This window comes from Ligilactobacillus faecis (assembly GCF_029889745.1).
GTDB classification, from domain to species: Bacteria; Bacillota; Bacilli; order Lactobacillales; family Lactobacillaceae; genus Ligilactobacillus; species Ligilactobacillus faecis.
Genome location: NZ_CP123639.1, coordinates 2,033,932 through 2,054,702, shown reverse-complemented (window position 1 = coordinate 2,054,702; position 20,771 = coordinate 2,033,932). Strand labels below are relative to the sequence as shown.

The following is a 20,771-nucleotide window of genomic DNA, read 5'->3' as shown; positions in this document are numbered from 1 at the left end:
TTATGGCAAAACCTAGCTACACTAAAGAAGAGATCCGCAAAATTGCAAAAGACGAACATGTCCAATTCTTGCGTTTAATGTTCACTGATCTATATGGTACGATCAAAAATGTTGAGGTGCCGATCAGCCAATTAGAAAAAGTCTTGGATAACAAGATGATGTTTGATGGTTCTTCGATCGACGGCTTTGTTCGGATCGAAGAAAGTGATATGTGGCTTTACCCTGATCTTTCAACTTGGCTCGTCTTTCCTTGGGGAAGTGAGCATGGTAAAGTTGCTCGTTTGATCTGTGAAGTCTATAACGCTGATCGAACACCGTTTTATGGTGATCCAAGAAATAATTTGATCCGTATTTTAGATGAAATGAAAGAATTAGGTTTTACTGATTTCAATATTGGACCAGAACCGGAATTCTTCTTATTTAAGCTAGATCCAGAAACAGGCAAACCAACGACCCATTTGAACGATAAGGGGAGTTATTTTGATCTCGCACCTGTTGACCTAGGTGAAAATTGTCGTCGTGATATCGTTTTAGAATTAGAAAAATTAGGTTTTGATGTTGAGGCATCGCACCATGAAGTTGCTCCTGGTCAACATGAAGTTGACTTCAAATATGCTGATGCATTACATGCTTGTGATAATATTCAAACATTTAAGTTGGTCGTTAAGACTGTTGCGCGTAAATATGGTCTGCATGCAACGTTTATGCCAAAGCCGCTTGATCGGATCAATGGGTCAGGGATGCACTTGAATATGTCATTGTTTGATAAAAATGGCAATGCCTTCTTTGACGAGAATGCAGAAGAACAACTCTCGCAAGAAGCACGTTACTTCTTAGGTGGTCTGATCAAACATGCACGTAATTATACGGCTGTTATGAATCCAACGGTTAACTCATACAAGCGTCTTGTGCCTGGTTATGAAGCACCAGTTTATGTTGCTTGGTCAGGACATAATCGTTCACCTTTGATCCGTGTGCCGATCGCACGTGGAGCATCGACTCGAGTTGAGTTACGCAGTGTTGACCCTTCGGCTAACCCATACTTAGCGGTAGCAGCTGTGTTAGCAGCAGGGCTTGATGGTTTGAAGAATAAGATCGAGCCACCAAAACCAGTTGATCGCAATATCTACGTAATGGATGAAGAAGAGCGAAAAGAAAGTGGGATCGAAGATCTACCTTCAACTTTACATAATGCTTTGAAAGCATTAAGAACAGACGAAGTGATCAAATCTGCGATGGGACCACATTTATACAACAACTTTGTTGAGGCTAAGCGTCTTGAATGGGAAGCTTATCGCCAAGAAGTCTCTCAATGGGAACGCGATCAATATTTAGAACTGTATTGATAAAAAAGTATACATTTTCTGGTATGGGATGATGAGATCCCATACCAGTTTTTTTGCGCTTGTTGCCTGTTCGTCATACGGAGCAACATAGTAGCTAAAGTCTATAGAGTGAAGCTTCGCTCAAGTATCCTTATGTGGTCCAAATAAAAATACAGTATGGTGGTTTAAAATAATATATAGGACCTACCCGTTCGTACAGTAACCTTAAATTATGACCTCAAGGCATAAAAATAAAGTATAAACGTGTTAGTCGTATCATGCGAGAAAATGATCTATCAGCACATGTGTATAATAAACAAATGTGAGAAAATGATTTTGTCCTTGGATTACAAGGTAAGAAAACTAGAAACTTAATTATAGCGTCGTTTTGATCTATATTATCATTTCAAAAAAATAGTGATCACGTAAGTCGATCTATGTACAGATGAAATAGTGAGCTATAGTACCAGTAAGCCTCCAACAACAGCCCTTGTTAAGATCGTTGGATGCATTAATAAAATTTAGACCAAACCATCATATGGCTTTCCACAGTGATCAAGGGCTAGATCGTAATTAACGAGTGGATAAAGGTCAAACTAAAAGACAAGGTACCGGTAGAATACCGATATCTTGCCTTAAGAAATATAGGTTAAATAGAGTGTCCAACTTTATTTTTTGTCAGTGAAAAGAGACACGTTCGTAAGTCAAGGGGCGGACATCCTTTAAACTTAACTTTCCAAGATCAAGGTGAACGATGTCTTTAATGAAGATCAAACGTGTTTTTTTAGCATCAAGGCGTAAATAAACGACTTTTAACTGATCGTTCAAGGGATACAGCGTCCCAGTGAGTTTTTCGTAGCTATTGTTTTGTGTCTTGAGTGTGATCGTTACTAAGCGTTTGGTTTGGATCGCTTGATTTAAGAAAAGTTTGAGCTGATTTTCTGGGATCGTAGCGTAGTTTTTAACTGGAGCTGTTGGTTCAAAAAAAGTTTGGGCGCGTTCATGTAGTTCGTGAGAAAAGCGAGTGAGTTTCTTAGAGCGGAAAAAAGTTTTGAATGACATAGGCTGGCTCCTCCTTGAGAACGTTTGTTTGATATAATCATTATATGAACATCCGTTCGATAAATCAAGTGTATTTTTTGTTAAAATTTTAGCAGTTCATCTAAATTCGATGAGAAAAGGACTTTTTTAACTAGTTTTTTTGGATATTTCCATTAAATTGTTTAAGATGACTTGAAAATAGTACTAAAAAAGTGCAAAATGGTATATAAATTTATAAAATTGAGGAGTTTTGGAAAGCATGGCTAAAAGAGGAATGTTGATCGTTCTTTCAGGCCCCTCGGGTGTGGGCAAAGGGACTGTACGAAAGGAGATCTTTTCACAAGAAGGTAACAACTTTCATTATTCCGTTTCGATGACTACAAGGCAGATGCGCCCTGGTGAAGTTAATGGGAAAGACTATTATTTTGTCTCCAAAGAAGAGTTTGAAAAAGAGATAGCTGAAGATGGTATGCTTGAATATGCTCAATATGTTGACAATTACTATGGAACACCATTAAAATACGTTAATGAAATGCTTGACATGGGAAAAGATGTTTTCCTAGAGATCGAAGTCAAAGGTGCGATGCAAGTACGCAAAAAGGTGCCAGATGGCTTGTTTATCTTCTTGACTCCTCCAGATTTAATGGAGTTGCGTCAGCGGATCATCAACCGTGGGACAGATGATCTTGCAACGATCGATAAGCGGATGGAAAAGGCAAAAGATGAGATCGAAATGATGCAAAATTATGACTATGCAGTCGTTAATGATGAAGTTGCTAAAGCAGCCGAGAAGATCAAAACGATCATTCGAGCAGAACGTTGGCGTGTAAAACGCTTTTTGCCAGACTATAAGAAACAATTGGGAGTGTTAAAATGATTTTATATCCATCAGTTGATGAACTTCTAGAACGTGTGGATTCTCGTTACTCTTTGATCATGCTTGCTTCAAAGCGGGCACATGAATTAGATGCAGGTGCTTTACCGATGCTCAATGAATATGAATCAGTTAAAAGTGTTGGTCGTGCCCTAGAAGAGATCGTAGCCGGAGATCTTAAGATCAAATCCGAGGGTGAAGAAGGCTAATAGAATAATAAATAAGATCAAGGTGATCACCTTGATCTTATTTATTTTTATCGTCAAATTTTATAAGGCGAAGTTTGACATGAGCAGTCTAGAATGCGGTACAATGAAAATATCGAGCAGTTAAGAAAGGAAAAACTATACTTCTTTATTCAAAGAACATAGTAGGATTTATTATGGAGAGCCTAAAAAATAAACGAGTCGCACTTTATATCACAGGTGGGATCGCGGCTTATAAAGGAGCGTATGTCGCACGTTCGTTGATGAAAGCTGGGGCCAAGGTGCGTGTTGCTATGACCCGAGCTGCTCAAGAATTTGTAACGCCACTGACTTTTAAAGCTTTGACTCATAATGAGGTCCTGACTGAACTTTTTACTGACGAAAAGACAGCAGTCCCCCATATCGAATTAGCTGACTGGAGTGAGTTAGCCTTAGTTGTGCCGACGACAGCTGATCTGATGGCCAAGCTTGCGCATGGGATCGCTGATGATCTTGTTTCAACGGCACTATTAGCTACTGCTGCCCCGATCTATTTAGTTCCAGCAATGAATGAAAAGATGTGGGAAGCTAGTGCAACACAGCGTAATTACCGGCAGTTGTGTGCTGATGGTGTCAAGATCTTGATGCCTAAAGACGGGTATTTAGCTGAAGGTTATACAGGAAAAGGACGAATGCCAGAGCCAGAAGAGATCATGGCGTGGTTAGCCACCGAACTTACGTCTAACGCAGATCTTAAGGGGAAACGGGTTTTAGTGAGTGCTGGTGGAACGCTCGAACCGATCGACCCTGTTAGATACATTGCTAATCGGTCAAGTGGTAAAATGGGACATGCTCTAGCCAACGCAGCTAACGCTCGAGGCGCCCAAGTGACATTAGTAACAACTAAGAGTGATCTGCCTGTTCCAAGGGGGATTCAGGTCGAAAAAATCGTAACAGCAGCTGAAATGGAAGCAGTTCTCTTAAAGCATTTCCCAACTGCCGATATCACGATCATGGCTGCAGCAGTCGCTGATTATCGTGTTGCCCAGATCTCTTCGCAAAAGATCAAGAAGAAAAATGAGACGTGGGAATTAAAATTATTGAAAAATCCTGATATTTTAAAGCATTTAGGACAGATCAAGCGAGCTGATCAATATTTAGTTGGTTTTGCAGCTGAAACAGATGAGCTCTTAAAAAACGCAACAGATAAATTGCTCGCCAAAAATGTAGATCTTTTAGTCGCTAATGACGTTTCAAGGTCAGATATCGGTTTTGGGTCAGATGAAAATCAAGTTTTATTATTACGTCCTCAAAAAGAAGTCAAGACGACACCTAAAGTAACTAAAGAACGCTTGGCTCATGAGATCTTAGATGAGGTTTTAAGGTCAAGCAAGTGAAGAGGGGGAGATTATGCCAAATTATGCGCAAGTGATCGTTGATGTCAAAGCGATGCAGACCAATCGGCCGTATACGTACCAGATCCCAGCTGAATTAAAAGATCAGATCCGAGTTGGCATGCGGGTCGTCGTTCCTTTTGGAAAAGGAGATCGCAAAGTTCAAGGGTTTGTCGTTGAGTTGAGTGAAAAAGTAACTTTTGCTGATCAGATCGAACCAAAGCAGATCGAAGCTTTGATGGATCTAACGCCAGTTTTGAATGAAGAAGCGTTGGCGTTAGCTGATCATTTAGCTAGAGAGACATTTGCGTTTAAGATCCGTTGTTTACAAGTTATGCTACCAAATGTGATGCGGGCTAGTTATTCTAAAGGATTACGACTTTTACCAACAGCTTCAAGCGAATTGAAGCAATTTTTTGGAGCTAAAGAAGAACTTGAATTTTCAGCCGAACGCTTTTCAAAAGCTGAACAGGCGTTATTGCGCAAAGCACAAAAAGCAGGACAACTAGAAGTCATATATCATGTGAAAGATCGTGCGCGTGTTAAAAAAACGAAATTTTTGACTTCGTTAGTCACACGCCAAAATTATGCTGAGTTCAAAGCTAAAGTGCGTAAAAATGCGACAAAGCAACTTGACCTTTTAGCATTTTTAGCTGCAAAAAGTGGTCAAGAACTTTTACAAGCACAAGTTCAAGCGCAACTCGATCTTACTGCTAGTCAACTGAAAAAGGCTAGTGAATCAGGCTGGATCAAACAATTTGAACGCGAAACTTATCGTGATCCAACACAAACAAAAGATTATGGGCAAAGTGTACCCAAAATTTTAACAGCAGAACAAAAAAATGCAGTTGATCAGATCACTTCAGCTGTTAAACAAGCTCAGGCAACGACTTTTTTACTTCAAGGTGTGACTGGCAGTGGGAAAACAGAAGTTTATCTGCAAACGATCGCACGTGTTTTAGAACAAAAAAAGCAAGCTTTGATGTTAGTTCCTGAGATCTCATTGACGCCACAAATGGTCGCTCGAGTCAAAGCACGTTTTGGAAAACAAGTGGCGTTACTTCATAGCGCTTTATCAGACGGTGAACGTTATGATGAGTGGCGCAGGATCGAGCGGGGCGAAGCAAGTGTTGTTGTAGGAGCGCGTTCAGCGATCTTTGCCCCGCTGACAGATCTGGGTGTGATCATTATCGATGAAGAGCATGAAACAAGTTATAAACAAGAAGATATGCCTCGTTATCAAGCCAAAGAAGTGGCTTTATGGCGTGCTAAATATCATAACTGTCCAGTTGTTTTAGGTTCAGCGACTCCTGCTCTTGAGACGCGGGCCCGCGCTCAAAAAGGCTTATATACACATTTACAATTAACAAAGCGGATCAACGGGGACAACTTACCTGAAGTCACGCTTGTTGATATGCGCAAAGCTAAGCTGACTGCACCAGATCCAGATTTTTCAAATGAGATGTTAGAAGCTTTAGCAAAATGTTTGCAACGTAAAGAACAAGCTGTTTTGATGCTAAATCGCCGAGGATACTCGGCTTTTGTCATGTGTCGTGAATGTGGCTTCGTACTTAAATGTCCTAATTGTGATGTTTCTTTGACGTTGCACATGGATACCCATTCGATGAAATGCCACTATTGTGGACATGAAGAAGCGATCCCGCATGTTTGTCCTCAGTGTCATAGTAGAAAGATCTATTATTACGGAACAGGAACGCAAAAGATCGAAGAAAAACTCAACCAACTTTTACCAGATGCACGGATCTTGCGAATGGATGTTGATACGACGCGAAAAAAAGGCGCACACGAGAGAATACTGCAACAGTTTGGAGCAAAACAGGCTAACATTTTGTTAGGGACACAGATGATCGCTAAAGGGCTTGATTTTCCAGATGTAACGTTAGTTGGGGTCTTAAATGCTGATACAGCCTTAGAATTTCCGGATTATCGGGCTAGCGAAAGGACTTTTCAACTTTTGACACAAGTCAGTGGGCGTGCTGGTCGTGCAGATAAGAAAGGACATGTTGTGATCCAAACATATAATCCAGAACATTATGCGATCCAATTAGCTTGTCAGCAAAATTATGAGCGCTTTTTCTTTCAAGAGATGCAGCTGCGCCATTTAAACGATTACCCACCGTACTATTATACGATCAAGATCACTGTCAGTGCTGAAAGTGAAAATTTAGCTGCAAAAGAAAGTTTTTTGATCAAAAAGCAACTAGCTCAATGCCTTAGTGCAGATGCGATCATTTTAGGACCAACTCCGAGTGCGATCATGCGGATCAAAAATCGGTTTTATTATCAATTAGTGATAAAATATAAACATGAACAGGCTTTGGAAAGTTATCTCGAAGAGTTAGTCATTCAAAGCCAACGTGGTGAGAAAAAAGGGTTGCAGGTCGTTGTTGATCGCGATCCAGTCAATTTTTTAACATGAGCCACAAAACTTATAGTAAAGGATGATAAGATGACATCAGTCGTATTTATGGGCACACCCCAATTTGCAGCTCCGATCTTAGAAGGAGTGATCGAAGCTGGTTATGACGTCAAAGCAGTTGTGACCCAGCCAGACCGTCTTGTAGGACGAAAACGCATCTTGACTGCTTCACCAGTCAAGAAGACAGCCTTAGAACACGGGATCAAAGTATTACAGCCAGAAAAATTGAGTAATAGTCCCGAAATGGCAGAGATCATTGACTTAAAACCAGATCTGATCATTACAGCCGCTTTTGGCCAATTTTTACCAGAAAAATTGATCAATGCAGCTCAGATCGCAGCGATCAATGTTCATGGATCTTTATTACCTAAATATCGTGGAGGCGCACCAGTTCAATATGCGATCATGAATGGTGAAACTGAGACAGGGGTCACGATCATCTACATGGTCAAAAAGATGGATGCTGGGGCGATGCTTGCCCAGGCTAAGATGCCGATCACAGCCACTGATGACACCGCTTCGATCTTTACTAAAATGAGTATTTTAGGAAAAGAAACGCTCCTTACCTTATTACCTGATCTGATCGCTGGTAAAGTCGAGCCAGTCGAACAAGATGAGACAAGTGTTGTCTTTTCACCAACGATCAAACCAGAAGAAGAAGTGTTAGATCTTAAATTGACAGCAAAAGAGCTTGACCAAAAAGTTCGTGCGCTTCGCCCTGCACCAGGTGCGTACTTTAAAAACTTTAATGGCAAGCGAACAAAGCTTTGGGATGTGACTCCACTAGCTGAAAAAACAGAATTTACAGCTGGAACAGTTGTTTCTGTTGATAAACATGAGTTACTTTTAGCTGGGGCTAATGGTAGTGTTTATGCTATCAATATTTTACAGCCAGCTGGAAAACCAAAGTTAAAAGTCACTGATTATTTAAATGGTGTCGGTCAAGGATTAAAAGTAGGGCAAAAGGTCATAGCTGATGGTGAATAAATTGAAAAATGATCCGCGTACTTTAGCGGTCGAGTTACTTGTCAAAGTCGAAAAAAATGGGGCGTATTCTAATTTGGCGTTAGACCAAACTATTAAAAAACATGGATTATCTAAGCGTGATGCACATTTACTGACCAATATCGTGTATGGTGTGATCCAACATAAATTAACGCTTGAATATTATTTACGACCATTTATCAAAGATCCTAAGAAGGTCACGCCTTGGGTCAAGCAACTTTTATTGACTGCTCTTTACCAACAGATCTATTTAGATAATATTCCTAAGCGGGCGATCTTTAACGAAACGATCGAGATCGCTAAAGTCAAAGGGCATGCAGGGATCAGAAAATTTGTGACTGGGATCTTACATGCACTTGATCGTCAAGGACTACCAGATCTAAAAGAGATCAAAGATCCGCTTAAATATTTAAGTATCAAAACAAGTACACCTAAATGGTTGGTCGAAGCGTTGCAGGCTGAAGTGGGACTGAAAAAAACTGAACAGATCCTTGACTCGGTCAATCAGCCACCGCATCAAACTGTTCGGATCAATAAAAAAGTGGCAAATAAAGAAGAGATCATGACGCGTTTGCATCAAGCTGGATTTGAAGTTGAAGAAAGTCCAGTTACACCCGAGGCGCTCCGTCTTACTGGGGGCTTTATCCCAGCGACAGAAGCTTTTGCTAAAGGACAGATCATCGTTCAAGACGAAAGTGCAATGTTGGCAGTTGATTCAATGGAAATTTTGCCAAATGCGTTGATCTTAGACGCTTGTGCAGCTCCTGGAGGAAAAACGACACAACTAGCAGCAGAGATGACGACAGGTAAAGTGGTCAGTCTAGATATCCATGCGCATAAAGTCAAATTGATCGAGCAAAATGCTAAAAGAGCACATGTTGCTGAAAATGTTGAAGCAAAACAACTCGACGCAAGAAAAGCCGCAGAAGTCTTTGCGCCTGAAACTTTTGATCAGATCTTAGTTGATGCTCCCTGCTCTGGTCTAGGGTTATTGCGGCGAAAGCCAGAAGTCAAATATGAGAAAAGTTTGACAGACTCTAAAAATTTGCATCGGATCCAAGTCGAGATCTTAGATAAGGTCGCGCAAACGCTAAAAGTTGGAGGCACTTTGACTTATAGCACTTGTACGATCTTGACGACAGAAAATCAAGCAACTGTTGATGAATTTTTGGAGAAACATCCAGAATTTGAACAAGTAAAAACTAAAACAAAAAATAATTTAAAGAAAGATCGCAACGAATTGGGGTTAACGATCTATCCAGATGATCATCTTTCAGATGGTTTTTTCATTGCTACATTAAAAAAGAGAACTGAGGTGTAATAGATGCAGATCGCATACACAAGTGATGTTGGAAAAGAACGTAAAATAAATGAAGACCGAGTCGCTGTTTTTAAAAATAAAAATCAAGCAACTTTTGCTATCGTTGCTGACGGTCTAGGTGGACACTTAGGTGGGGAAGTTGCCTCTGAAATGGCAGTCTCTCACTTAGGCTATTTATTTGAGCAGACGACATTAAATGATCCGCTTGCAGCGATCACTTGGTTGAAAGCCCAAGTGATCGTGGAGAATACAAGTATTTTAAAACGCGCTGATCAATATCATGATCTAGCTGGAATGGGAACGACGCTTGTGTGTGCACTGCTTTTTGAAGATAAGTATGCGATCGCTAATATCGGTGATAGTCGTGCTTATTTGTGGCATGCAGGTTCTTTTGAACAATTGACAGAAGATCATTCTTATGTCAATGAGCTCGTCAAACGTGGAGAGATCAGCAAAGAAGAGGCTAAACACCATCCCCATAAAAATATCATTACGCGAACATTAGGCGTTTCCAAGCAAGCACAGATCGATACAAAGATCTATAAAAAAGTTGCAGGTGATATTTTGCTACTTTGTTCTGATGGTCTGACAAATATGTTAGACGATAAAGAGATCAAAATGATCCTTGAATCAGAGCAAACGCTTGAAAAGAAGTGTGAGCAGCTGATCGATCAAGCTAATTTAGCTGGGGGAACAGATAATATCACGGCTTTACTCATCCAGATCGATAAGGGAGGCGGTGAGCCATGAGAGCTGGTTATGCCATTAATGGGCGTTACCAAGTTATCAAAACATTAGGTGAAGGTGGGATGGCTAATGTTTATTTGGCCCATGATCTGATCTTAGATCGTGATGTGGCAGTTAAACTTTTACGCCTTGATCTTCGCGATGATTCAGCTGCGGTCCGCCGTTTTCATCGTGAAGCTGACTCTTTGATCAAATTAGATGATCCGCACATTGTAGATATTTTTGACATCGGTGAAGATCAAGGGATGCAATATATCGTCATGGAATACGTCAAGGGCATGGACCTTAAACGTTATATTGCCCAAAATGCACCTTTGTCTTATGAAAAAGCAGTTGCGATCATGAATCAGATCTTAGTAGCTGTCCGCGAAGCTCACCAACATGGGATCGTACATCGTGACTTAAAACCACAAAATATCTTGTTAGACGAAGCTGGTAATGTTAAGATCACTGATTTTGGGATCGCGATCGCAGTTGCTGAAGAGACGATGACACGAACCAATACTTTAATGGGATCAGTTCATTATATTTCGCCTGAACAAGCACGTGGAAGTATGATCACCCAGCAATCAGATATTTATTCTTTGGGGATCATTCTCTTTGAGCTTTTGACAGGGCATGTGCCTTATGATGGTGAGACTGCTGTTTCGATCGCTCTCAAACATTATCGTAGCCAGATGCCATCACTTCGGAAAGACGATCCTGATATCCCACAAGCGTTGGAAAATGTTGTTTTACACGCAACAGCAAAAGATCGGCGGGAACGTTATCAAAGCGTAACGGAGATGCAGCTAGATCTAGAGACTTGTCTTGATCCTAAACGAAAAGATGCTTTACCTTGGCGACCTAAAAAGATCGTTGAAGAAGAAACGAAAGTCTTACCAGATCTTTCTGAAAAATTAGCTAAGTCTGATCTGGAATTAGAAAAGACACTTGATCTAGGGAAAATCAGTCAAGTGACTAAAAAAGCCAAAGTCAAAAGTTTTAAACGGCGTTACCTTATCGGGATCGGATGCGTCTTGGTAATTATTTTACTCAGTTATTTTTACCTTATTCCAAAAGATGTTTCAGTTCCAGCTTTAAAGGGGCTTTCGCAAAAACAAGCGTTACAATTACTAGAGGCAAAGCAACTTGAGATCGGCAAGATAACTTACCAATATGATAAAAACTACCCTAAAGGTCAAGTGACTTTTACTTCGCCCCAAAAAGGGACGACCGTCAAGCAAAATACTAAGATCGCTTTAACTTTATCTAAAGGGGCGCCTTTAGTGACTTTTGGTGATTATCGTCGAAGAAATTATACCGATGTCAGTCGACGTTTGCGCAAACAAGGGGTGGTCGTCAAAAAAGAGGAGCGCTACTCTGACAGTGTCGCAAAAGGAGAGATCATTGCACAATCGATCGCAGCTAAAAAGAAAGTTGCACTTTCAGAGACGACCGTAACTTTTACAGTTAGCAAAGGGCAAAATTTAGCAGGAATGACTGATCTGAGTGGCTTTTCTTTAAAAGAAGTTAAAGCGTACGCACGTGAATGTGGTCTCGAATTGATCGTAAAAAAAGTTAAAGTGACTTCAAGTGAAGAAGTTGATACTGTGATCGCTCAAGATCCGCCAGTTGGAACATTTGTTCAAGAGGGGGATGTTTTAGAAGTTACTATAGGGACCAAAGGAGCGACTGGTTCGAAATATTATAAACAAGAAGAGGAATGATAATTTGGTAAAGGGACAGATCAGACAATCGTTGAGTGGTTATTACGATGTAGTAACTGCAACGGGAGAAGAATATCGCACGCGAGCTCGGGGCAATTTCCGTAAGAAAAAGCAAACACCACTTGTTGGTGATCAAGTTGAATTTAAAGCTGAAAAAAGCGATGAAGGCTATATATTGGAGATCTATCCACGTAAAAATGAACTTATTCGCCCTCCGATGGCTAACCTTGATACGGCGATCGTTGTCACAGCTTGTGTGCAGCCTGATTTTTCAAGTAACTTATTGGATCGGCAGTTGGTGATGTTAGAAGCAAAGCAGATCGCACCAGTACTTTATTTTTCAAAAGTTGATCTATTGACTGAAGAGCAATTGGAAAAAATACAGGCGCTCACAGCTTACTATCACAAATATTATCCTGTTTATCTTGGAGGAAGACAAAATGAACAAAGTGTTGCTAAGAAGATCCTCTCTGACTTAGACCACCAAGTGATCGTTGTGATGGGCCAAACTGGTGCTGGGAAATCGACATTATTAAATCATTTAGATCCAAGTTTACAACTTGAAACTGGCGAGATCTCTAAAGCTCTCAGTCGTGGACGGCATACGACAAGAAAGGTCTCATTGCTTCCGATCGGGGATAATTTACTCGCTGATACACCAGGCTTTTCTTCTTTTGAATTGCGTGAGATCACTAAAGAAGAATTACCGCTACTTTTCCCTGACTTTGTAGCCTTTCAAGCGGGCTGTCGCTTTAGAGGTTGTTTACATTTGAACGAGCCAGGTTGTGCTGTCAAAGAAGCAGTTGCAGCAGGTGAGATCTTAACTAGTCGGTATGAGAACTATCGCCAATTCCATACGGCGATCGTTGAACGAAAGCCTAAATATCGTTGAGGATAATTTTAGAAGGGATGAAGAAAAATGAAAATAGCACCATCGATCTTAAGTGCAGATTTTGCAAATTTGGCTCACGATGTTGCCATTGTTGAGCAAGCAGGTGTTGAATATTTACACATTGATATTATGGATGGACATTTTGTCGAAAATCTAACGTTTGGCGCTAATGTTGTCAAGGCGTTACGAAAGCATTCTAAATTAGTGTTTGATTGTCATCTGATGGTCGAAACACCAGAGAAATATATTGCAGAATTAGCTATGGCTGGAGCCGATTTGATCGGAGTACACATCGAAGCTACTCCTCATATCCATCGAGTACTCAGTCAGATCAAAGAAGCTGGTGTCAAAGCAGAAGTCGTTATCAATCCAGGAACACCATTGACAGCGCTCATGGAAATCTTGCCACTAGTTGATCAAGTTTTAGTGATGACTGTTGATCCAGGTTTTGGTGGTCAAGCCTTTATCGAATCTACTGTTTCAAAAGTTGCGCGGTTAGCACAGCTTAAACAAGAGGCAGGACTTGATTTTGAGATCGAAGTTGATGGTGGGATCAATGCTGAAACGATCGAGCAAGTAGCTAAAGCAGGCGCCACTGTTGCTGTTGCAGGTTCTTACATTTTTAATGCCTCTGATCCGGTTGAGCAGATCAAATTATTGAAACAAGGTGCTAAAGGCTGATGGAACTCAATATTTTGACTGGAGGCCCTGTTGAATTTTTACCGCCTGATATTTTAAAAAAAGCTAAAGCTGATACATGGATCGGTGTTGATCATGGGGCTGTCTATTTAGCTCAACATGGGATCAGACCACTTTTTTCGATCGGTGATTTTGACTCGGCGACGCCTAAAGAACAAGCATTAGTTCGTAAGTTTAGTCATAAGCTCATTACAGCTATTCCAGAAAAAGATCAAACTGATACAGAGCTTGCTTTATTAGAGTGTGAGCTTACTTATAGCCCAGAAAGGATCAATGTTTATGGCGCAACAGGAGGACGTTTAGATCATTTTTTAGCGAACTTACTAAGTGTTTTAAACATAGATTTCCCTAAATTGGTCGAAAAAGTCTGTTTTATCGATCGCCAAAATTTGATCACATTTTATTTGCCAGGAGAACATGAGTTGAGAAAAGCGCCTGAAATGAAGTATCTGGCTTTTATCCCATTGACGGCAGTAACAGGTTTGACTTTGAGTGATGAGAAATATCGGTTGACCGATCAAAAAACTGCAGGACCACTCGCTTATATCAGTAATGAATTTTTAGGTTCGACCGCTCATTTTAAGTTTACAAGTGGAGTAGTTTGTGTGATCCAAAGTCGTGATTAAAAAAATCTAGCTTCTAGCGAAGCTGGATTTTTTTTAGAAAAAGATTGATTTTAAAATCTGAATAGAATAAAATTAGTTAAACATTAATTTTTGTTTAGTTTTTATAATTTTATTCAAGGGGGATTTTTATGAAAGTCAAACGCCTTTTTACTAAGACTTTAGTTGTTGCTACGGCAGGACTATTATTAGCTGCATGTAGTTCTAATAAAGAACAGAGTGCTTCTAATAAATTAGCTGAAAAGCAAGAGTTGAATTGGAGCTATTTAGCCGAGCTTGCGACCTTAGATCCATCTAAAGTAACAGATGCTTACAGTGGGGATATCATTGGAAACTCTATGGAAGGTCTTTTGCGGATCGGGAAAAATAGTAAAGTTGAACCTGGAGTTGCTCGTAAAACAGAGGTTTCTAATAATGGATTGACTTATACCTTTACTTTACGCAAAGATGCTAAATGGTCAAATGGTGATAAAGTGACAGCTAAAGATTTTGTCTATGGTTGGCAACGAACAGTTGATCAAAAAACAGCTTCACCATACGCTTACTTATATAGCGGGATCCAAAATGCAGATGCGATCACTAAAGGCGAAAAAGCTCCTGAAGAATTAGGGATCAAAGCTAACGGAGATTATGAATTAGTTGTTACTTTAGAAAAACCAGTTCCATATTTTGAACTGTTGATGGGCTTTGAACCGTTCTATCCACAAAATCAAAAAGTTGTTGAGCAAAACGGTGATAAGTTTGGAACAGATGCAACTAAGACAGTTTATAATGGTCCCTTTGTCGTTGAAGGTTGGACAGGTTCAAATCTCAGCTGGAAGTTAAAGAAAAACGAAGCTTATTGGGATAAAAAGAAAGTCAAACTCGATACGATCAATTTTAAAGTCAATAAAAGTACAAGTACCTCATATAACCTCTACCAAAGTAAACAAACTGACTACACGACTTTGAGTAGTGAGCAAGCTAAACAGCTTGAAAAGACTCCGGGATACAGTGTTTTAAAACAAGCACGAACGACATACCTTGATTTTAATCAAACAAAAGAAGTCTTTAAAAACTTAAAGGTCCGTCAAGCACTCTCTTATGCGATCGACCGCAAAGAATTAGCTGAAAAGATCGTTGGTGGTGGAACACTTCCAAGTTCAAGTATCGTACCGCAAGGATTGAGTGAGTACCGTGGACAAGATTTTGCAACTGCTGCTAAAACAACAGCAGGTGTCAGCTATAATAAAGCAAAAGCTAAGCAACTCTTAAAAGAAGGTTTGGCTGAAACTGGAACTTCCAAGTTGAACCTCACTTTATTGAGTAGTGATGATGATATTTCTAAAAAAGCAGCCGAATTTATCCAAAGTCAATTAGAAGATAATTTACCAGATGTTAAAGTATCAGTTCAAAATGTCCCATTGAAGACGCGGATCTCTCGTGCTGAAAAAGGACAGTTTGATGTACAACTTACCGGTTGGTCAGCTGATTTTGCCGATCCGATCAGTTTCTTAGATCTTTTCACAAAAGATAACTCATATAACTTTGGGAAATGGGATAATGCAGAATATGATCGTTTGGTCACGGCTTCAAAAACAACAGATGCCGATAATAAAGAAAAACGTTGGGAAGATCTAGTTCAAGCTGCTAAGGTTTTAAATGAACAACAAGGAGCAGCACCACTTTATCAAGTGAACGTGCCTCAAGTAGTTCGTGAAAATGTCAAAGGGCTCGTACAAAATTCGGCCGGTGTAACTAATAATTGGAAAGAGGCATATATCGTCAATTAAACAAAAAAGAGGATCGAATAGAGATCCTCTTTTTTAATGAAAATAAAAAAGCCCACAAACAAGGGGCTAGTCGACGCTTAAACGCGTGTAACTTTACCGGATTTCAAAGCACGTGCTGAAACCCATACCTTTTTAGGCTTACCGTCAACTAAGATACGAACTTTTTGCAAGTTTGGTTTCCAGCTACGGTTTGTTTGGTTCAAAGCGTGTGAACGCTTCTTACCGAATGTAGTCTTACGACCTGTTACGAAATCTTTAGCCATTTTATTATCCTCCCTCGTCTCAAATTAGGAGCAATGGTTTTGCTCATTCACTAAATAAAATTATCATAGATAGCCGTTAATTGCAATAGTTTTCTATAAAGTAATTTTGCTTGACAGCTGAAAATGTTGATTTATCAAGATATTTTTGGAAAGAAAGCTTTTCGTTTATCTGACTTTTTGTAATTATCTGAAACATGGTATAATACTACTATCAAACTTATTTTACCTGATAAGTTGACAGAGCTAAAATTGTCTTAAATGTTAAGGAGGCTGGAATTTATGGCTGTAAAAATTCAAAATCAATTTGGAAATATCGATATCAGCAATGAAGTTATCGCAACAGTAGTTGGCGGTGCTGCAACTGAGATCTTTGGGATCGTTGGTATGGCCAGCAAGAACCAAATCAGAGACAATTTAAATGAAATTTTAAAACGCGATAATTATTCTAAAGGGGTCGTTATCCGTCAAGAAGACGAAGGGATCGCAGTCGATGTGTATATTATCGTAGGTTATGGGACTAAGATCTCAGAAGTATGCCGTAACGTTCAAGATAAGGTCAAATATAACTTAGACTCGATGTTAGGCATCACGGCTGAATCAGTGAATGTGATCGTACAAGGTGTGCGGGTCATCAACGACTAGTTACCATAATAACCAAGGAGTGAGCAATAAGTGAAAGTTGAGAAGATAACTGAGACAGAATTTCGAAAGATGATCTTGATCAGTTCTAAGAGATTAAATAATAATGCTGAATTCATCAACTCATTGAATGTTTTTCCAGTGCCAGATGGTGATACAGGAACGAATATGAGTCTATCATTTGCAAGCGGGGAAAAATACGTTTCCGAATCAACAGCAACAAGTGTTGGCGAGTTAGCAAATTCATTAGCTAAAGGGTTGTTGATGGGAGCACGTGGAAACTCAGGTGTTATTTTGTCCCAAGTTTTCCGAGGATTTTCTAAAAGTGTCGCTAAAAAAGAAAGTTTGAACGCTAAAGAACTTGCAGGTGCTTTGCAAGGTGGGGTCGAGACAGCTTATAAGGCCGTCATGAAGCCTCAAGAAGGGACGATCTTGACAGTTGCGCGCAAGGCAGCTGAAGCAGCTTTAAAGACGGCTACTAAAACGGATGATGTCGTTGAAGTTATGAAAGCCACTTATGAAGCAGCAAAAGCAGCTTTAGAAACGACGCCAGAATTATTACCTGTTTTAAAAGAGGTCGGTGTCGTTGACTCTGGTGGTCAAGGTTTGACTTTTGTTTACCAAGGATTTTATGATGCACTGGCTGGAAATGAGCGGACTGAAGAAATACACACCCCAAGTCCAGTTGAAATGGATGAGATGGTCAATGCTGAACACCATAAGAGTGCGCAAAGCCAATTACACACCGAAGATATCCAATTTGGCTATTGTACTGAGATCATGGTCCGCTTAGGCGCAGGGCGTTTAGTCGAAAAAGAATTTGATTATGATGAATTCCGAGGGTATTTAGCTCAGATCGGGGATTCTTTATTAGTGATCGCCGATGATGAAGTTGTTAAAGTTCATGTGCATACTGAACATCCTGGGCAAGTTCTTTCATATGGACAAAAATATGGTTCTTTGATCAAAGTCAAAGTCGACAATATGCGCTTGCAACATGAAACGATCTTAGAAAAAGATGAAGATGAACGGGTCGCTGAAAATATTAACGAAAAAAATGAACCAAAAGAATACGGGATCATTGCGATCGCATCTGGCGATGGAATCGCTGATATCTTCAAACATTTAGGGGTAACGCATATCATCAACGGTGGACAAACGATGAATCCAAGTACAAAAGATATCGTTGAAGCTATCGAAAAGACTAATGCTAAAAAAGTGATCATTTTACCAAATAATAAAAACATCTTCTTAGCAGCCCAACAAGCAGCTGAAGTCTCGGAGGCTGAAGTTGAAGTCGTTTTAAGTAAGACGATCGCCCAAGGGATGAGTGCAATGCTTGGTTTTAGCGAAGCAGCAACACTAGCTGAAAATAAAGAAGCGATGACTGCTGAACTTGATGAAGTTCTTTCAGGTCAAGTTACGGTCGCAGTGCGTGATACGACGATCGAAGGTCGTGAGATCAAAAAAGATGATTATATGGGGATCATTGATGGTAAGATCACAGTTACTGGTCCAGATCGTAAGCAAGTTGCGCTTGAGATGACAAAAGAGATGCTCGATGAAGATAGTGAGATCGTAACGATCATTTATGGTCAAGAAGGTTCAGCAGCTGAAGCAGAAGAGATCGCAGCAACTTTAGAAAAACTCGATCCTGACCTTGAACTTGAGATCCATTCTGGGGGACAACCAGTTTATCCATATTTGATCTCGGTCGAATAATTTGAGATGGTAAATTCTGGCAGATCTAACTTGATAGATCAGACAGGATTTATTTTTTTAAGGGGGGGTAAGTTTGCGTTCGTTGCAAGATCCAGTCAGTGTTTTAACTGGCGTTGGACCTAAGAAATTGACAGCTCTAAACAAATTAGGCATAAATACGATCGAAGATCTACTGACTTATTATCCATTTCGCTACGATGATCTGGCTGTCAAACAATTGGACCAGGTCGAAGATGGACAAAAAGTGGTTTTAAAAGGAAAAATTGCGACGGCTCCCGTCGTTGTTCGCTTTGGACGGGCAAAAAATCGCTTGAATTTTAATCTATTAGTTGAACATGATGTTTTAAAAGTGACCTTTTTTAACCAAGCTTATTTAGCAAAGCAATTAACGAGCGGGCAAGAAGTTGCGATCTATGGTAAATATGATCAAAGGCGCCAAGGTTTGACAGCTATGCGTTTGATCACACAAAAAAATGATGATCTTGCAGGTGTTTACCGTGCTTCAAAAGAGATCACGGCTAAGACGATCAAAAGTTTAGTCGAACAAGCTTATCGGGCCTATGAAGAACTACTCGTTGATATCATCCCAGTGAACATACGGGAAAAATATCGCTTGAGTTCTAGAAAAGAGATGCTCCACGATATGCATTTTCCAAATGATCTTAGCAAAAGTCAGGCGGCGCGACGAGCGGCGATCTTTGAAGAGTTTTTTAAATTTCAACTCCAGATCCAAGCTTTAAAAAGGCGCGCTCAAAAAGAAGACGGTCTTTTAATTGCTTATGATAATCAAAAACTGCGAACTTTTATCTATAGTTTGCCTTTTGAGTTGACGGCGGCTCAAAAGCGCGTCGTCAATGAGATCTGTCATGATCTTCATCAAGCTAAGCATATGAACCGCCTTTTACAAGGTGATGTTGGCTCAGGTAAAACAGTAGTAGCTGCGATCGCGATGTATGCTGCGATCACAGCTGGATATCAGGCTGTTTTGATGGCGCCAACTGAGATCTTAGCCCAACAACATGCGCAAAAGCTAGCGCAGATCTTTGCTGCTTTTCCTGAAGTCAATGTGGCGCTTTTAACGAGCACGACTAATCGCCGTTCAAAAGCTAAAAAAGAACTTTTGAAGCATCTTAAGGCTGGTGAGATCAACGCGTTAGTGGGAACGCATGCTGTGATCCAAGATAACGTCGAATTTGCCAAATTGGGGCTTGTGATCACCGACGAACAACATCGTTTTGGGGTCTTGCAACGCCAAGCTTTACGTAAAAAAGGCCAAAAGCCAGATACATTAGCGATGACAGCAACCCCGATCCCGCGCACGCTAGCGATCACGACTTACGGTGAGATGGATATTTCAGTGATAAATGAGTTACCTAAAGGAAGAAAGCCGATCGAAACGACTTGGATCAAAAAAAAGCAGTTTCCTGAAGCTTTAAACCGAGTAGAAGAACAATTACGTTTAGGTGCGCAAGCTTATGTTATCTCGCCTTTGATCGAAGAATCCGAAATGTTAGACTTGCAAAATGCAACTGAGACTTACGAAAAATTAAAACAATATTTTGCAGGGCGCTATACTGTCGCTTTGCTTCATGGCAAAATGGCTGCTGAGGAAAAAGAAAAGGTCATGGCGGATTTTAAAGCTGGAAAATATGATATTTTAGTTTCAACAACAGTGATCGAAGTTGGTGTCGATGTCAGCAATGCCACGATGATGGTGATCTTAGATGCAGACCGCTTTGGATTAGCTCAACTTCATCAGTTGCGTGGACGAGTTGGGCGAGGAGAAAAACGCTCATATTGTCTTTTAGTCGCAGATCCAAAAAGTGAATACGGAAGTGAGCGGATGAAGACGATGGTCGAAACAAATGATGGCTTTGTGATCGCACAACGTGACCTTGAACTCCGAGGACCAGGTGATGTTTTAGGGAAAAAACAAGCTGGTCTGCCGGAATTTAAATTGGGTGATCCGATCAGCGATTTTAATATCTTACAAGTCGCTCAAGCTGAAGTTTTTGAACTGTTAGCTCGACCTGAACTTTTACAAAAAGCAGAGTATGTTGGAATAAGGCAATATTTAGCAGAAGTTACATTAGGACGTCCAGGTTTGGATTAGTAGAAGG

General features: G+C 40.2%; 18 protein-coding genes. 16 read left to right on the top strand and 2 right to left on the bottom strand.

The window, feature by feature from the left end; all coding sequences use genetic code 11:
* Nucleotides 1-2: 2 nt before the first annotated feature.
* Nucleotides 3-1,346 carry a type I glutamate--ammonia ligase gene (glnA, locus tag QFX10_RS09380; RefSeq protein WP_280605964.1) on the top strand — a complete coding sequence of 448 codons (1,344 nt, stop codon included), beginning with the start codon at nt 3-5 and terminating at the stop codon, nt 1,344-1,346.
* Nucleotides 1,347-2,003: 657 nt separating this feature from the next.
* On the opposite strand, the gene QFX10_RS09375 is transcribed toward glnA, so the two are convergent.
* On the bottom strand, nt 2,004-2,387 hold the full coding sequence (locus QFX10_RS09375) for a hypothetical protein (protein ID WP_280605963.1): 384 nt from the start codon (nt 2,385-2,387) through the stop codon (nt 2,004-2,006).
* 238 nt (nt 2,388-2,625) lie between these two features.
* On the opposite strand from QFX10_RS09375, the gene gmk reads away from it, so the two are divergent.
* From gmk to QFX10_RS09315, 12 genes are all read left to right on the top strand, one after another.
* On the top strand, nt 2,626-3,243 hold the full coding sequence (gene gmk, locus QFX10_RS09370) for a guanylate kinase (protein ID WP_280605962.1): 618 nt from the start codon (nt 2,626-2,628) through the stop codon (nt 3,241-3,243).
* The gene (gene rpoZ, locus QFX10_RS09365) at nt 3,240-3,449 is read left to right on the top strand and encodes a DNA-directed RNA polymerase subunit omega (RefSeq protein WP_280605961.1); all 210 of its coding nucleotides are present in this window, start codon (nt 3,240-3,242) and stop codon (nt 3,447-3,449) included. The genes gmk and rpoZ overlap by 4 nt, the downstream gene beginning before the upstream one ends.
* Before the next feature lie 173 nt (nt 3,450-3,622).
* Complete coding sequence (gene coaBC, locus QFX10_RS09360; protein ID WP_280605960.1) at nt 3,623-4,822, top strand: bifunctional phosphopantothenoylcysteine decarboxylase/phosphopantothenate--cysteine ligase CoaBC; 1,200 nt, start codon at nt 3,623-3,625, stop codon at nt 4,820-4,822.
* Between the two features lie 13 nt (nt 4,823-4,835).
* On the top strand, nt 4,836-7,259 hold the full coding sequence (priA, locus tag QFX10_RS09355) for a primosomal protein N' (protein ID WP_280605959.1): 2,424 nt from the start codon (nt 4,836-4,838) through the stop codon (nt 7,257-7,259).
* Between the two features lie 30 nt (nt 7,260-7,289).
* Nucleotides 7,290-8,246: a methionyl-tRNA formyltransferase gene (fmt, locus tag QFX10_RS09350; RefSeq protein ID WP_280605958.1), complete on the top strand. Its 957-nt coding sequence runs from the start codon at nt 7,290-7,292 to the stop codon at nt 8,244-8,246.
* Nucleotides 8,236-9,585, top strand: coding sequence for a 16S rRNA (cytosine(967)-C(5))-methyltransferase RsmB (gene rsmB / locus QFX10_RS09345; protein WP_280605957.1), 1,350 nt, complete (start codon nt 8,236-8,238; stop codon nt 9,583-9,585). The genes fmt and rsmB overlap by 11 nt, the downstream gene beginning before the upstream one ends.
* Before the next feature lie 3 nt (nt 9,586-9,588).
* On the top strand, nt 9,589-10,335 hold the full coding sequence (locus tag QFX10_RS09340; protein WP_280605956.1) for a Stp1/IreP family PP2C-type Ser/Thr phosphatase: 747 nt from the start codon (nt 9,589-9,591) through the stop codon (nt 10,333-10,335).
* Nucleotides 10,332-12,041 (top strand): Stk1 family PASTA domain-containing Ser/Thr kinase, encoded by a 1,710-nt coding sequence (gene pknB / locus QFX10_RS09335; protein ID WP_280605955.1) that lies wholly within the window; start codon nt 10,332-10,334, stop codon nt 12,039-12,041. Before QFX10_RS09340 ends, pknB begins: the two co-directional genes overlap by 4 nt.
* 4 nt (nt 12,042-12,045) lie before the next feature.
* Nucleotides 12,046-12,933: a ribosome small subunit-dependent GTPase A gene (gene rsgA, locus QFX10_RS09330; RefSeq protein ID WP_280605954.1), complete on the top strand. Its 888-nt coding sequence runs from the start codon at nt 12,046-12,048 to the stop codon at nt 12,931-12,933.
* 27 nt (nt 12,934-12,960) lie between these two features.
* A complete protein-coding gene (rpe, locus tag QFX10_RS09325) occupies nt 12,961-13,614 on the top strand; it encodes a ribulose-phosphate 3-epimerase (protein ID WP_280605953.1) in 654 nt (217 codons plus the stop codon).
* Nucleotides 13,614-14,258: a thiamine diphosphokinase gene (locus QFX10_RS09320; protein ID WP_280605952.1), complete on the top strand. Its 645-nt coding sequence runs from the start codon at nt 13,614-13,616 to the stop codon at nt 14,256-14,258. The genes rpe and QFX10_RS09320 overlap by 1 nt, the downstream gene beginning before the upstream one ends.
* A 128-nt stretch (nt 14,259-14,386) precedes the next feature.
* Nucleotides 14,387-16,027: a peptide ABC transporter substrate-binding protein gene (locus tag QFX10_RS09315; RefSeq protein WP_280605951.1), complete on the top strand. Its 1,641-nt coding sequence runs from the start codon at nt 14,387-14,389 to the stop codon at nt 16,025-16,027.
* A 77-nt stretch (nt 16,028-16,104) separates the two neighbouring features.
* Here the strand turns inward: QFX10_RS09315 and rpmB are convergent, their stop codons facing one another.
* On the bottom strand, nt 16,105-16,290 hold the full coding sequence (gene rpmB / locus QFX10_RS09310; RefSeq protein ID WP_004047397.1) for a 50S ribosomal protein L28: 186 nt from the start codon (nt 16,288-16,290) through the stop codon (nt 16,105-16,107).
* Between the two features lie 279 nt (nt 16,291-16,569).
* Between rpmB and QFX10_RS09305 the strand changes: the two genes are divergently transcribed.
* The 3 genes from QFX10_RS09305 (at nt 16,570) to recG (ending at nt 20,764) form a co-directional block, all read left to right on the top strand.
* The gene (locus QFX10_RS09305) at nt 16,570-16,932 is read left to right on the top strand and encodes an Asp23/Gls24 family envelope stress response protein (protein ID WP_004047399.1); all 363 of its coding nucleotides are present in this window, start codon (nt 16,570-16,572) and stop codon (nt 16,930-16,932) included.
* A gap of 30 nt (nt 16,933-16,962) precedes the next feature.
* Nucleotides 16,963-18,651, top strand: coding sequence for a DAK2 domain-containing protein (locus QFX10_RS09300; protein WP_280605950.1), 1,689 nt, complete (start codon nt 16,963-16,965; stop codon nt 18,649-18,651).
* Nucleotides 18,652-18,724: 73 nt separating this feature from the next.
* Complete coding sequence (recG, locus tag QFX10_RS09295) at nt 18,725-20,764, top strand: ATP-dependent DNA helicase RecG (protein ID WP_280605949.1); 2,040 nt, start codon at nt 18,725-18,727, stop codon at nt 20,762-20,764.
* Nucleotides 20,765-20,771 lie beyond the last annotated feature (7 nt).

Bases quoted from the DNA above. Each gene is read 5' to 3' on its own strand.
- glnA (WP_280605964.1), top strand. From the start codon at position 3: ATGGCAAAACCTAGCTACACTAAAGAAGAGATCCGCAAAATTGCAAAA.
- QFX10_RS09375 (WP_280605963.1), bottom strand. From the start codon at position 2,387: ATGTCATTCAAAACTTTTTTCCGCTCTAAGAAACTCACTCGCTTTTCT.
- gmk (WP_280605962.1), top strand. From the start codon at position 2,626: ATGGCTAAAAGAGGAATGTTGATCGTTCTTTCAGGCCCCTCGGGTGTG.
- rpoZ (WP_280605961.1), top strand. From the start codon at position 3,240: ATGATTTTATATCCATCAGTTGATGAACTTCTAGAACGTGTGGATTCT.
- coaBC (WP_280605960.1), top strand. From the start codon at position 3,623: ATGGAGAGCCTAAAAAATAAACGAGTCGCACTTTATATCACAGGTGGG.
- priA (WP_280605959.1), top strand. From the start codon at position 4,836: ATGCCAAATTATGCGCAAGTGATCGTTGATGTCAAAGCGATGCAGACC.
- fmt (WP_280605958.1), top strand. From the start codon at position 7,290: ATGACATCAGTCGTATTTATGGGCACACCCCAATTTGCAGCTCCGATC.
- rsmB (WP_280605957.1), top strand. From the start codon at position 8,236: ATGGTGAATAAATTGAAAAATGATCCGCGTACTTTAGCGGTCGAGTTA.
- QFX10_RS09340 (WP_280605956.1), top strand. From the start codon at position 9,589: ATGCAGATCGCATACACAAGTGATGTTGGAAAAGAACGTAAAATAAAT.
- pknB (WP_280605955.1), top strand. From the start codon at position 10,332: ATGAGAGCTGGTTATGCCATTAATGGGCGTTACCAAGTTATCAAAACA.
- rpe (WP_280605953.1), top strand. From the start codon at position 12,961: ATGAAAATAGCACCATCGATCTTAAGTGCAGATTTTGCAAATTTGGCT.
- QFX10_RS09320 (WP_280605952.1), top strand. From the start codon at position 13,614: ATGGAACTCAATATTTTGACTGGAGGCCCTGTTGAATTTTTACCGCCT.
- QFX10_RS09315 (WP_280605951.1), top strand. From the start codon at position 14,387: ATGAAAGTCAAACGCCTTTTTACTAAGACTTTAGTTGTTGCTACGGCA.
- rpmB (WP_004047397.1), bottom strand. From the start codon at position 16,290: ATGGCTAAAGATTTCGTAACAGGTCGTAAGACTACATTCGGTAAGAAG.
- QFX10_RS09305 (WP_004047399.1), top strand. From the start codon at position 16,570: ATGGCTGTAAAAATTCAAAATCAATTTGGAAATATCGATATCAGCAAT.